Here is an 11,615-nt window from a genome sequence, read left to right as displayed (position 1 = left end):
CGCCAGTACATCGAGCAGCAACAAACACCGGATTAGCGTCTCACCTTGCAAGGGCGGGAGCGGCGGCATTGAGCCACCTCCCCGCCGCGCTCTTGACCTCCCCCTGAACGGGGAGGTTTGCCGCGCAACTGATCAATCCTCAAGCTGCGTCCAGTATCCGCAATTCTATATGTAGCCCCGCCGCTGTCGCCATATTTACCAACATGTCCAGACTGAACAGATCAATTTTACCGCGCACCAGATCGGAAACGCGTGGCTGTGTCACGCCAAAAAGTTGCGCTGCTTGGGTCTGGCTCATACCAATACGGGCGATATGGCTCTTGAGTGACACCATCAACTGAGAACGCAGTTTCATATTTTCTGCGCCCTCCCGCGTATCCTCTATCGCATCCCACACACTCGCAAATCGTTCTTCGCTCATGATTTTGTCCCCTTTAATAAATCTCGGTATCGCTGTCCGGCAAGATCCAGATCCGATTTTCTGGTCTTTTGAGTTTTCTTCTGAAAGCAGTGCAGCACATAAACGGCTTCTGGAAGTTTTGCCACATAGATCACTCGAAAGGCACCTTTTTCATCTCGTATCCGAATTTCCCGAACGCCTGGACCCACGCTATTCATAGGCTTCCAGTCGTCGGGATCTCGACCTTTTTGCACCTGATCCAGCTGGTATCCTGCTTCGCGCCTGGCTGACAGGGGAAAAGTGCGCAGATCTTCCAGAGAAGTGCCTTGGAATACGATAGGTTTTTGGTGTGTCACCGGAAAAATATATAATAAATTATATATACAGGCAAATCTGTGGGATTTAGATCAGAAGAGACAGACAGTCCGGGACGAGATTGCGTCGGCGCTTTGCGTTTCATTCCCGAAGAGATGGATTCCGGTGATTCGACCAAGATGATCTACAGGCCGGTCTCGGACGAGGAAATCGCGGCGCGGCTCGAAGCACTCGGGACATCACCACTCGGCATGAATGTTGAGGAAGACGACTTCCGCATCTCGATTGCCGGGGTGCAGGAGAAAACCGCCTTCCTGCCCATATTCCCAGACTTCACCACTGATCTTTCTGGATGGCTTAGTAGGGGGCATCTGTTCTGGTGAAAATGGTTGCTATCTGAGAACGCTCCATGCGGGTGTTTTCATGAATTAGTGGAGCGCGTGATTTATTATTATAACTTGTTGTTTTTATTGGCGGAGAGGGTGGGATTCGAACCCACGGTACCCTTTTGGAGTACACAGCATTTCCAGTGCTGCACCTTCGGCCGCTCGGTCACCTCTCCTGAGGCTGCGAAGTGTAACCCAGACCTTGCTCAAAGAGCAATGACCGGAAACCTTGGCACCCGCAACTTCAAATCCTGATAATGAAAAGCTGATGATAATCCCGTCAAAAACTCAGCACCGCATCACCATGGGTGGGCAATCCGGACAGCGTATTCTGAATGCGCGTGAGTACACCTGAGCGATCATTCTGAAACTGGACGCCGATGGCCGGTGGTCGACCATCGCGGTTTTCCACGGGGGTGACCCAAATAACCTTACCCATCACCGGGGCGCGCGGTTGGCTGTCTGGCAGGGTAATCATCAGCAGGACTTCGGTACCCATGGGGAGAAGATTAGGCGTTTCCACCAGTAATCCGCCGCCCTTGATAGCAGACATAAAGCAACGCTGTACGGCCTGGGGATCACGCAACACTACGGACAACGCAGTCGCTGCGCCTCCCGGTTTGGGCTCAGTTTTGAATTCCATGGGTTTTCCTCCTTGACCACAATTTCAGCCAGTCCAAAAGCAACATTTCCATGACCATCAGCGCATTGCTGTTTTGGGCCAGGGTCACTGGCAGTTGCAACCAGCCATCCAGGTTAGATTGCAGTGCGTCCGCCGAAATATCCGGAGCTTTCAGTTGCAACTCTTCCAGATAGTCCAGGTCAGCGATTCTGTCCAGCAGTCCCTGTTGCAAACGCATAAAATCTGCGAGGACATTCAGCACCATCTCCCGGATCAGGAGTAAATCAGAACTTTTACTCCATTGCTCCGCGAGTTTCAGAGTGGCCACAACCCCCTGCCCTGACAAATCCAGCAAACTACGCATCCATTGCTGGCGCTGCTCTAGCCAGCCCGCCTCCCAAAGCTCCAAGGCGCGCAAGGGCCGATTGCCTAGTTGACGAAGCAAAGCGGCGCTATTTGCTGCATCCACCCCTTGCTGTTGCAGCCATTGCGTGGACTGCAGCATCTGCATTTCCGGGAGGGGAATGCGCTGCAGACGGGAGCGAATGGTAGGCAACAGACGCGAAGCCTGTTCACTATGTAAAACAATGTGCGCACGGGTGGGGGGTTCTTCCAGGGTTTTTAAAATGGCGTTGGCGGCTGCTACCGTCATGGCTTCGGCATTATCTATGCGCAACCAGCGCGAGTTGCTGACCTGTGGCGTGTACTGAATCCATTCCATGGCCTGACGCAAGGTATCAATGGCAATTTGCTTACCCGGCTCCGGGGCTGCTACCCATAAATCCGGATGGGAACCTTCCGCCAGCAGCTTGCACGAACGGCATTGTTCGCAGGCAAACCCTTCGTCCGTAGGCTTGAAACACAAGGTGGCAGCCTGCAGCGCATCGAGATGCAGACGCAGCAGCGAACCGGATTCACCCACTGCCAGCATGGCCTGCGGTAATCCGGCGGCTAATAAGGCCTGAATGGGTTGCCAGGATTGGGGATCTGGCTGCAAAGCTTTCATGAAAAATGCTTACGCAAACGGGGAGCCAGGGCTTGCTCTAGCACGGCATGCACCTGATCCATGGGGGCTGAGGCATCAATACGGATGATGCGCTGAGGTTCGGTCGCCTGACGTTGGGCAAACACCGCCCGCGCTCTGGTAAAAAATGGGGTCTGTTCCTGTTCCAGACGATCTGGTCGTCGGGCACGAATACGGGCGGCGCCCAATTCCGGGCTGACATCAAACCAGAAAGTCAAATCCGGTGCCCGGGTAATGCCAGCCCAGCGCGCCAATTCGGCAATACGCTCTTGAGAAAAGCCCCTGCCCCCACTTTGATAAGCATAGGTGGAATCTTCATAACGGTCGCAAAGGACGATACTGCCTGCCGCCAGCGCCGGCTGAATCCGGTTCAACCAATGGTCGCGTCGCCCTGCATAAAGCAGCAGTAATTCCGCTTCCGCATCCAGGGCCAATTCTGGATTCAAAAATATGCTGCGCAAGGCTTCACCCAAAAGACCACCACCCGGCTCCCGCGTACGCTCCACGCTAAATCCCTGAGCTTCACAAAAAGCCGCCAGCACTGGTATGGCAGAGCTTTTGCCTGCGCCTTCAATGCCTTCCAGAGTGATGAACATTCCCGGGGTGATAGTGGATTTCTGAGCTGTCATGAAAGCGTCCTCGCAGTAGGCTGCAGATAGCGTTTTATCTGTTCGATATGTTGCTTGTAGCTGGTCGAATAATGGTAGGCATCCCCCTGGGCAATAAAATACAGATCGCGGCTGTCAATTGGGTGCAAAACTGCCTGCAAACTGCTCAAGCCAGGCATGGCAATGGGCGTTGGCGGGAGTCCCGCATGCAGATAGGTATTATACGCACTAGGCACATGCATATCCTGCGGCGTCAAATGCCCCTGATAGTGCTTGCCCAATGCATAAATCACCGTCGGATCTGACTGTAGTGGCATTCCTTGGCGTAATCGATTTAAAAACACGGCCGCTATATGCGCCTGTTGTGCGGGAGGCGCTCCTTCCTTTTGCACCACAGAGGCTAGAATGAGCGCCTGATAGGGGGTTTTTAAGGGTAATCCGGGGGCACGTTGCGACCATAAATGCTGTAAATTGTTGTTCATCCGTTGATAGGCGCGCTTCAGGATACTCAGGGCTGAAGTCCCGGGAACATAGCGATAGCTGTCGGGGAAAAGCCAACCTTCGGCACTGTCCCGGGCACCAATTCCTGCGGCAGCCAGTTGTTGCCCGGCCTGATCGCCCGTCGGCAGTCCATGCAGGTTCAGATAGGGCGACTTTAAACGCAACTCCTGAAGAATCAGCGACAAATTCCAACCGGGGATAATGACTACATTGAGTGGCCGGGATTGTCCATGTATCAGGCGTTGCAGAATATTCTCCTGCGTCACCTGGCCCTGAAAATCATATAGTCCCGCCTGCAGTACGGGACGGCCGGCCAGGATCCAGGCTACACGAAACATCTGCGGATACGGCAACACACCCGCCTTGTGCAAAATCTGAACACTTTCCAATGTGCCACTTCCGAGCCGGATAGGGACCCGCTTTCCCGGCTTGGTAAAAGACTGCGGCAAGTACATGGTCACGCCGTAATAGCCCAGCGGAGCAAGAATAATAACCAGCAGAAAGGTCAGGATTATGCGCCGCATCAGAATGGACCCAGCCCCAGTGTCGCCTGCCATTGCAATATTTGGGCACTGATTTTACCCTGGCTACCCGCCAGGTTACGATCCTGAAAACGCCTGACCGGCCAGATTCCAATCAGACTGTTACTGAAAAAAATTTCCTCTGCCTCAATCAGGCTTTCTACTCGATAATCCCCGATTTGGCAGGGAATATCCGATGTCTGCAGCCAATTCAAAATCGCCTGACGCTGGATTCCGGCAATACCACCCTCCTCCAGTGAGGGTGTGTAGACCATGCCAGCAGCAACCCAGAATACATTGGACATAATACCTTCGCGCAAAAAGCCTTGTTGATCGAGGACAATGCCCTCGGCGTACTTCGGTGGCAAGGCATTACGAGCCATGACCTGATTCAGACGATTCAGGGTCTTCGCCTTGAGATAGGGGGCTCCGGTCAACAAGGGAACCGGGCAAATATCTGCGAGAATACCCTGATGCCAATTGGCTGCACTACGCTCGGGCCAGTCCGAAGCAAACACATAACGGGCGACGGAGCCATTGTGGGGAATACCATAACCCCATCCCGGACCACGACTTAAAATCAATTTGAGAACGTACCGATCGGGCCAACAAACATGCTCTTGCAATTGCTGAAAATCTTCAAGCCACGGCAATGGTCCGGGTAGATTCATCTGCAATAATTGGGCACCCGACCGGAGGCGTTGGATATGCTCATCCCAGAACAGGGGTTTACCCTGAATAATGGCGATGGTCTCAAACAGACCATCACCATAATGAAAAGCGCGGTCAAGAGCAGCCGGACAGGCCCCCGACTGTTGCGGGACCCCATCCATCATCATGGCCTGCACGCGCACTGAACGGATTAGTCGCTATGGCGGCGAAATACGAGGGTGCTGTTGGTTCCACCAAAACCGAAAGAATTGCTCAAAGCGACATCTACACTTTGCTGACGGGCCTGCAAGGGAACATAGTCCAAATCGCAGCCTTCATCGGCTGTATCCAGATTGATGGTCGGCGGCAATATGCCATGATGCAGGGCAAGCGTGGTAAATACGGCTTCTACTCCCCCCGCTGCCCCCAGCAAATGGCCGGTCATGGATTTGGTGGAACTCATGGCTAAAGATCGCGCATGTTCTCCAAACACGGCATGTACGGCTTCCGTCTCAGCACGATCACCCAAAGGGGTGGAAGTGCCGTGGGCATTAATATAACCCACCTGCTCCGGCTGGAAACCGGCATTATGCAGTGCGACACGCATACACCGGGCTGCCCCCTCTCCGCCTGCTGCGGGCTGAGTCATGTGATAGGCGTCGGAACTCATACCATAGCCGGCCAGCTCTCCATAAATACGGGCACCACGCCGCATGGCAAACTCATATTCTTCAAGAACCAGAATCCCGGCACCTTCGCCTAAGATAAAGCCATCACGATCCTTATCCCAGGGCCGACTCGCTTTTTCCGGCTCGTCATTGCGGGTCGAAAGAGCGCGAGCTGCTGAAAAGCCACCCAGACCCAGCGGACTAATGGCGGCTTCAGCACCGCCGGCAATCATGACGTCCGCATCCCCATATTCGATGAGCCGGGCGGCATCACCGATGGAGTGGGTACCCGTGGAGCAGGCCGTAGCCATGGCAATATTCGGGCCTTTAGCACCATACATAATAGAAATATGACCGGCGACCATATTCACAATACAACGCGGAATGAAAAACGGTGAAATACGTCGGGGGCCGTTCTCCGTAACAATTTTATGTTCTGACTCAATACCAGGCAAGCCACCAATGCCGCTGCCAATGGAAACACCAACCCGTTCAGCAATATCCGGACTGATTTTCAGGCCGGAATCTGCAATGGCTTCCATCGCCGCCACAATGCCGTAATGAATGAACAAATCCATTTTTTTGGCATCTTTGCCGGGAATGTATTGGGTGATATCAAAACCGCGCACTTCTCCGGCGATTTGCGAACTGTAAGGGGCAGGATCAATCCGGGTGACGCGACCAATACCACTACGCCCCTGCACAACAGCATCCCATGCGGCCGGAATACCGATCCCCACAGGAGAAACAATACCCAGTCCAGTAATGACTACGCGTTTCTTCAAACGTCAGTTCTCCTCATTACCCTGAAACGAATCTCTGCTCAGGCATCCTTGGCGGGCATGTGAGAGGATACATAATCAATAGCCTGCTGCACGGTAGCAATTTTTTCAGCTTCTTCATCAGGAATTTCACAGTCGAATTCTTCTTCGAGGGCCATGACCAGTTCCACGGTATCCAAAGAGTCGGCGCCCAGATCATCCACAAAGGAAGCCTCATTGGTCACTTCATCTTCATTGACGCCCAACTGCTCGACTACTACTTTCTTTACACGTTCTGCCACATTTTCCATTTGGGAGAAACTCCTTTGCTGGTTAAAAATTATTGTCGGCGAGATTGGACCACAGGGGTGCAGTCCTGTAAAGCCAACGTTACCTTATCCCATCCACATGCCACCATTGACATGAAGGATTTGTCCGGTGATATAAGCGGCTTGCGGGCTGGACAGATAAGCCACAGCCCCCGCCACATCAGCGACGCTACCCAGGCGACCCGCAGGAATTTGCTGTAAAAGCGCTTCCTTATGGGACTCACCTAAACCTTCGGTCATATCGGTACTGATAAAGCCAGGGGCCACACAATTGACCGTCACCTGACGGGCCGCCACTTCTCTGGCTAAGGCGCGGGTAAAACCCGCTACACCCGCCTTGGCCGCCGCATAATTACTTTGTCCGGCATTACCCATGCTGCCAACCACCGAAGTAATGTTGATTATACGGCCAAAACGCGCTTTTAGCATATCGCGCAAACAAATTTTGCTGAGGCGATAAACAGCACGCAAATTGGTGGCCATCACCGCATCCCAGTCTTCATCTTTCATGCGCAACAGTAACTGGTCCCGAGTGATTCCTGCATTATTGACCAGAATGCTGGGCGCAGCATATTCACTTTGAATTTTTTTCAGGCAGGCATCCATCGCCGCATCATCCGTGACATCCAGAACAACCCCGTGGCCTTGGATGCCGCTGGCCTGAAAATTTGCAGAAATGGCCTCAGCCCCCTTGCTGGTAGTTGCTGTAGCAATGACCAGGGCGCCTTCATTGCCGAGCACCCGGGCTACTTCCTGACCAATACCGCGACTGCCTCCGGTAACCAGTACGACCTGATTTTCCAGTGTGCTTCCCATCAAACCTGCTCCAGTGTGGTCTTGAGGCTTTTACCATCTTCTACGTGCAGCATGGTCAAAGAAGGTTCAATCCGTTTGCCAAGACCGGATAAAACCCGTCCCGGTCCCATTTCGACAAAGGTCAGGGCACCTTGGCGCGCCAAATAACGAATGGTCTCGGTCCAGCGTACCGGACTGTATAATTGCTTGGCCAGAACTGCACGAATACTTTCTGGCGTAGTATGACTCTGCACGTCAGCATTGTGGATCAGCAAGGCCTTCGGGGCGCGGAACGCAACTGATTCGAGAACCGTTGAAAATTGTTGTGCCGCTGCGCTCATCAAACTGCAATGACTGGGGACGCTGACCGGCAGCATAACAACCCGTTTGGCACCGGCAGATCGGGCCGATTCAACCAGTCTTTCCACTGCGGCAGATTCGCCGGCGACCACGACCTGTCCGGGCGCATTAAAGTTCGCAGCAGAGAGGACTTTATCCTGTGCTTCCTGGGCGCAGAGCCGCTTGAGATCCTCATCAGCCAGCCCAATGACCGCCGCCATGGCACCGGAACCCTCCGGTACCGCCGCCTGCATCAAACGGCCACGTTCGGCCACCAGACGAACCGCATCGGCATAATCCAACGCATCGGCAACCACCAGCGCCGTATATTCACCCAGGGAATGTCCAGCGACAAAATCGGGATAAGCACCGCCCTCTTCCTCCCATACCCGGTACACCGCATAGCCGGCAGCCAGCATCAGGGGCTGCGTCCAACGGGTCTGGTTGAGTTTTTCGACAGGACCATTCTGACTGAGAGCCCAGAGATCTTCTCCCAACACGTCAGAAGCTTCTACAAAAACCTCCTGGACCAGCGGATGGCTAGACGCCAGATCGGCAAGCATTTGAATAGACTGGGAACCCTGACCGGGAAACACAAAGGCGATAGAGCCGTGCAATCGAACCTCCTCCTAAAACAAACTGTCAGTTGATGCCCATGGGCAACATAAACTTCAAGCCCAACGCAACAACGCCGAACCCCAGGTAAAACCACCACCGAAGGCTTCCAGCAGAAGATTTTGCCCGGCCTTGAAGCATCCCCGCCTGGCTGCATCATCCAGCGCCAAAGGCACCGATGCTGCAGAAGTATTACCATGATGTTCCACCGTCGTCACTACCCGATCCATGGGCAGCTTCAATTTATCGGCCGTAGCCTGGATGATACGGATATTGGCTTGATGCGGTACCAACCAGTCAATATCCTCTGGACCCATTTGGTTTTCTGCCAGGGTTTCCTGAACAATATCTCCGAGTGCGCGCACGGCCATACGAAAAACGGCATTACCCTGCATGGTTAATTGATTGCGACCTTGTGGAACCTGCAGCAATTCGGCATAAGCTCCATCGGCATGAATATGCGTAGAAATGATGCCGGGTGTCGAATCTGCACGGAGTACCACTGCGCCCGCCCCGTCTCCAAACAAAATGCAGGTCGAACGGTCGGTCCAATCGACAATGCGGGACATGCTTTCCACCCCGACTACCAAGGCCGTTTTTACCGTACCGCTGCGAATAAATTGATCAGCCGTAGCCAGAGCATAAATGAAACCAGTACAAACTGCCTGAACGTCAAAGGCCGGCGCGCTGCGATTACCCAGTCGGGCTTGCAACAGACAGGCCGTACTCGGAAAAATCTGATCAGGTGTGGTAGTGGCGACCAGAATGAGATCCAGGTCTTCTGCCTGAATATCCGCATCCTGCAAGGCCTGCCGGGCGGCGTGCTCAGCCATGTCAACGGTTTTTTCATTTTCTGCAGCAATATGGCGCGAACGAATACCAGTACGCTCAAAAATCCAGGCATCACTGGTGTCTACCATCTGTTCGAGATCGGCATTATGCATGACACGCTCGGGCAGATATCCGCCGGTAGCGATAATACGACTATAGATGGGGTTCACGCGCTGTTTCGCACCACGGGATTGAGGTTTTCCTGAATGACTTCGGCAATATGCAGAGTCAGACGGTGCTTGGCCTCGGCAATTCCGACTTCCACCGCCCGCGCAAATGCGTAGCGATCGGCATTACCATGACTTTTAATGACAATACCATTCAGACCCAGCAAGGTCGCCCCATTATACTGCCGGGAATCCAGACGTTTTCTTAATCGCTGCAATATGGGCCGATTAACCAGATAAGCCAGCTTTCCATAAAGCCCTTGCGTATAGCTGGCGCGCAACTCGTGACTGATCATGCTGGCCAGTCCTTCTGAAGTTTTCAGTGCGACATTCCCCACAAAACCATCACAAACGACCACATCCGCAACGCCACGATAAATATCCGAACCCTCAACATTTCCAATGAAGTTGAGTCGTGCTGCACGCAGCAGCACAGAAGCTTCCTTGACCTGCTCATTGCCCTTGATTTCTTCGGACCCGATATTGAGCAGGCCGACACGTGGTTTGGCCACGCCCATCACCCGTTCGGCGAGAATCGAGCCCATGACCGCGAACTGGAGCAGATGTTCTGGATGGCAATCCACATTGGCCCCTAAATCCAGGGCCAAAAAACGCCCGGTGGTGGTCGGCAGAAAGGCAGCAATCGCCGGACGATCAATACCCGGAATAGTTCGCAGAAACACTTTACCCATGGCCATCAAGGCACCAGTGTTACCCGCACTGACCACCGCATCTGCATGTCCATCGCGAACCAGAGCAATGGCTATGTGCATGGACGAATCGCGCTTGCCCCGCAATGCCTGAGAAGGTGCCTCATCCATACCTATCACCTGACTGGCATGGTGGATTTTGACCTGCTCCGAATCCTGAAGATGCATGCGTTGTAATTCACTTTTCAGGATATGGCTGTCCCCGACCAGATGAAAAGTGACATCGGGATAATTCTGCACCAGATCTTTGATGGCAGGAATTACCGTCGATGGGCCACTGTCTCCACTCATGGCGTCTACCGCTATATGCGGCATGAGAACAGCCTCGCGTTGTGCCGGTTCAGCAAGTCACTCAGGCTTCCACAGACTTCTTGACCATTTCACGGCCTTTGTAGAATCCGCACTCGGGGCAAACGTGATGAGGTAACTTGGCAGCACCACAATTCGCACAGACCGAGCGGTTGACGGTTACCAGAAAATCATGGGCACGACGCATATTACGACGTGAATGGGAGGTTTTACTTTGTGGTACGGCCATGTCTCAAATCTCCATTAATCAACAATAACAAATGCTTCCAGTCCGGATACCGGACAAGCGCCAGATTGCCACTCCGCACAACGCGGAATCATCGGCAAAGCCAGCAGAACCTCGTCTTCCAACCACGCCTGCAGTGCCACAACACCCTTATCAGCCAACACGATGTCCAGATCAGGATCTAACGTACTGACCATCTCTTCGGTTTCAGCCAGACCACTATGCACGGGCACCTTTAAGGATAAAGGCATGTTTCCCAGACAACGCTCACAGCGAATTTGTCCAGAAACATTGATCAATCCTTCTGCCAACACGACTGAACCAGTTCGATGCAAATCCAAGTCTGCCTGCACCGATTCCAGTTTTGCCATCGCCGCCGCCAGACGGCTCCATGCAGTAAGATCCACCGGGCCTTCCAGGCGATCGCCGTGGCCGGTCACTTTGGTAAGATGCAGACTGTTGGTTTTAGCGGAAAACATAAGCGCGGCATGTTAGCGATGACTGCGTGTTAAGTAAAGTATTTCATACTGCGGGTGGCTACGAACTTTTCCTATTATCGTTCATGGCATCACTCTGTGGCGACGGTGAAATAGTCCAGCCAGAGTTCGAGCTGGGCGATATCAACCGTGCCCGACTCGAACATTTGTATCATCTCCGCGTAAATTTGCATTGGTGCGCGCCGCCAGCGCCAGCCGTTGATGCGCAGGAATACTATACACTCCATTGCAAATTGACACCCATTCCAGGAAAGGTAATCTGCCGTGCAGCGAATGGAGCTATTTATCACCGTATAATATGCGGTGAATAACTTGCGCTTGCGGAGATTGCGGCTCACAA

General features: G+C 53.3%; 17 protein-coding genes and 1 tRNA gene. 1 reads left to right on the top strand and 17 read right to left on the bottom strand.

What is annotated here, in order from left to right; genetic code table 11:
• Positions 1 to 139: 139 nt before the first annotated feature.
• Positions 140 to 421, bottom strand: a complete 282-nt coding sequence (locus HJG40_RS02375; protein ID WP_215862713.1) for a helix-turn-helix domain-containing protein — start codon at positions 419 to 421, stop codon at positions 140 to 142.
• Positions 418 to 756 carry a type II toxin-antitoxin system RelE/ParE family toxin gene (locus tag HJG40_RS02370; protein ID WP_368355866.1) on the bottom strand — a complete coding sequence of 113 codons (339 nt, stop codon included), beginning with the start codon at positions 754 to 756 and terminating at the stop codon, positions 418 to 420. Before HJG40_RS02370 ends, HJG40_RS02375 begins: the two co-directional genes overlap by 4 nt.
• A 93-nt stretch (positions 757 to 849) precedes the next feature.
• Between HJG40_RS02370 and HJG40_RS02365 the strand changes: the two genes are divergently transcribed.
• Positions 850 to 1,098, top strand: coding sequence for a hypothetical protein (locus HJG40_RS02365; protein WP_215862712.1), 249 nt, complete (start codon positions 850 to 852; stop codon positions 1,096 to 1,098).
• Positions 1,099 to 1,186: 88 nt separating this feature from the next.
• Here HJG40_RS02365 and HJG40_RS02360 read toward each other — a convergent pair.
• The 15 genes from HJG40_RS02360 to HJG40_RS02290 form a co-directional block, all read right to left on the bottom strand.
• Positions 1,187 to 1,277 (bottom strand) — tRNA-Ser (locus HJG40_RS02360).
• 104 nt (positions 1,278 to 1,381) lie between these two features.
• Complete coding sequence (locus HJG40_RS02355) at positions 1,382 to 1,744, bottom strand: PilZ domain-containing protein (RefSeq protein ID WP_081577520.1); 363 nt, start codon at positions 1,742 to 1,744, stop codon at positions 1,382 to 1,384.
• Positions 1,728 to 2,729, bottom strand: coding sequence for a DNA polymerase III subunit delta' (locus HJG40_RS02350; protein WP_215862711.1), 1,002 nt, complete (start codon positions 2,727 to 2,729; stop codon positions 1,728 to 1,730). The genes HJG40_RS02355 and HJG40_RS02350 overlap by 17 nt, the downstream gene beginning before the upstream one ends.
• Positions 2,726 to 3,376 carry a dTMP kinase gene (gene tmk, locus HJG40_RS02345; protein ID WP_215862710.1) on the bottom strand — a complete coding sequence of 217 codons (651 nt, stop codon included), beginning with the start codon at positions 3,374 to 3,376 and terminating at the stop codon, positions 2,726 to 2,728. Before tmk ends, HJG40_RS02350 begins: the two co-directional genes overlap by 4 nt.
• Entirely contained in the window at positions 3,373 to 4,380 is a 1,008-nt protein-coding gene (gene mltG, locus HJG40_RS02340) for an endolytic transglycosylase MltG (protein ID WP_215862709.1), read from the bottom strand. Before mltG ends, tmk begins: the two co-directional genes overlap by 4 nt.
• Complete coding sequence (gene pabC, locus HJG40_RS02335) at positions 4,380 to 5,216, bottom strand: aminodeoxychorismate lyase (RefSeq protein ID WP_226856900.1); 837 nt, start codon at positions 5,214 to 5,216, stop codon at positions 4,380 to 4,382. Before pabC ends, mltG begins: the two co-directional genes overlap by 1 nt.
• A gap of 23 nt (positions 5,217 to 5,239) precedes the next feature.
• Positions 5,240 to 6,481, bottom strand: coding sequence for a beta-ketoacyl-ACP synthase II (fabF, locus tag HJG40_RS02330; protein WP_215862708.1), 1,242 nt, complete (start codon positions 6,479 to 6,481; stop codon positions 5,240 to 5,242).
• A gap of 38 nt (positions 6,482 to 6,519) precedes the next feature.
• Positions 6,520 to 6,768, bottom strand: coding sequence for an acyl carrier protein (acpP, locus tag HJG40_RS02325; RefSeq protein WP_010639790.1), 249 nt, complete (start codon positions 6,766 to 6,768; stop codon positions 6,520 to 6,522).
• An 84-nt stretch (positions 6,769 to 6,852) separates the two neighbouring features.
• A complete protein-coding gene (gene fabG, locus HJG40_RS02320) occupies positions 6,853 to 7,602 on the bottom strand; it encodes a 3-oxoacyl-ACP reductase FabG (protein ID WP_215862707.1) in 750 nt (249 codons plus the stop codon).
• The gene (gene fabD, locus HJG40_RS02315; protein WP_215862706.1) at positions 7,602 to 8,537 is read right to left on the bottom strand and encodes an ACP S-malonyltransferase; all 936 of its coding nucleotides are present in this window, start codon (positions 8,535 to 8,537) and stop codon (positions 7,602 to 7,604) included. Before fabD ends, fabG begins: the two co-directional genes overlap by 1 nt.
• A gap of 54 nt (positions 8,538 to 8,591) precedes the next feature.
• The gene (locus HJG40_RS02310; protein WP_368355865.1) at positions 8,592 to 9,536 is read right to left on the bottom strand and encodes a beta-ketoacyl-ACP synthase III; all 945 of its coding nucleotides are present in this window, start codon (positions 9,534 to 9,536) and stop codon (positions 8,592 to 8,594) included.
• Positions 9,533 to 10,558, bottom strand: a complete 1,026-nt coding sequence (gene plsX, locus HJG40_RS02305) for a phosphate acyltransferase PlsX (RefSeq protein WP_215862705.1) — start codon at positions 10,556 to 10,558, stop codon at positions 9,533 to 9,535. The genes HJG40_RS02310 and plsX overlap by 4 nt, the downstream gene beginning before the upstream one ends.
• A 37-nt stretch (positions 10,559 to 10,595) precedes the next feature.
• Positions 10,596 to 10,781: a 50S ribosomal protein L32 gene (gene rpmF / locus HJG40_RS02300; protein ID WP_010639780.1), complete on the bottom strand. Its 186-nt coding sequence runs from the start codon at positions 10,779 to 10,781 to the stop codon at positions 10,596 to 10,598.
• 14 nt (positions 10,782 to 10,795) lie between these two features.
• Entirely contained in the window at positions 10,796 to 11,257 is a 462-nt protein-coding gene (locus tag HJG40_RS02295; RefSeq protein ID WP_215862704.1) for a YceD family protein, read from the bottom strand.
• 89 nt (positions 11,258 to 11,346) lie between these two features.
• A complete protein-coding gene (locus HJG40_RS02290) occupies positions 11,347 to 11,613 on the bottom strand; it encodes a hypothetical protein (protein ID WP_215862703.1) in 267 nt (88 codons plus the stop codon).
• Positions 11,614 to 11,615: the final 2 nt, after the last annotated feature.

It is taken from the genome of Acidithiobacillus concretivorus (genome assembly GCF_018853445.1).
Classification (GTDB): Bacteria; Pseudomonadota; Gammaproteobacteria; order Acidithiobacillales; family Acidithiobacillaceae; genus Acidithiobacillus; species Acidithiobacillus concretivorus.
The sequence above is the reverse complement of the archived record's forward strand: the minus strand, read 5'-3'. Positions and strand labels throughout refer to the sequence as shown.

Coding starts and splice junctions, on each gene's coding strand:
- HJG40_RS02375 (WP_215862713.1), bottom strand. CDS start 421: ATGAGCGAAGAACGATTTGCGAGTGTGTGGGATGCGATAGAGGATACG.
- HJG40_RS02355 (WP_081577520.1), bottom strand. CDS start 1,744: ATGGAATTCAAAACTGAGCCCAAACCGGGAGGCGCAGCGACTGCGTTG.
- HJG40_RS02350 (WP_215862711.1), bottom strand. CDS start 2,729: ATGAAAGCTTTGCAGCCAGATCCCCAATCCTGGCAACCCATTCAGGCC.
- tmk (WP_215862710.1), bottom strand. CDS start 3,376: ATGACAGCTCAGAAATCCACTATCACCCCGGGAATGTTCATCACTCTG.
- mltG (WP_215862709.1), bottom strand. CDS start 4,380: ATGCGGCGCATAATCCTGACCTTTCTGCTGGTTATTATTCTTGCTCCG.
- pabC (WP_226856900.1), bottom strand. CDS start 5,216: ATGATGATGGATGGGGTCCCGCAACAGTCGGGGGCCTGTCCGGCTGCT.
- acpP (WP_010639790.1), bottom strand. CDS start 6,768: ATGGAAAATGTGGCAGAACGTGTAAAGAAAGTAGTAGTCGAGCAGTTG.
- fabG (WP_215862707.1), bottom strand. CDS start 7,602: ATGGGAAGCACACTGGAAAATCAGGTCGTACTGGTTACCGGAGGCAGT.
- plsX (WP_215862705.1), bottom strand. CDS start 10,558: ATGCCGCATATAGCGGTAGACGCCATGAGTGGAGACAGTGGCCCATCG.
- rpmF (WP_010639780.1), bottom strand. CDS start 10,781: ATGGCCGTACCACAAAGTAAAACCTCCCATTCACGTCGTAATATGCGT.
- HJG40_RS02295 (WP_215862704.1), bottom strand. CDS start 11,257: ATGTTTTCCGCTAAAACCAACAGTCTGCATCTTACCAAAGTGACCGGC.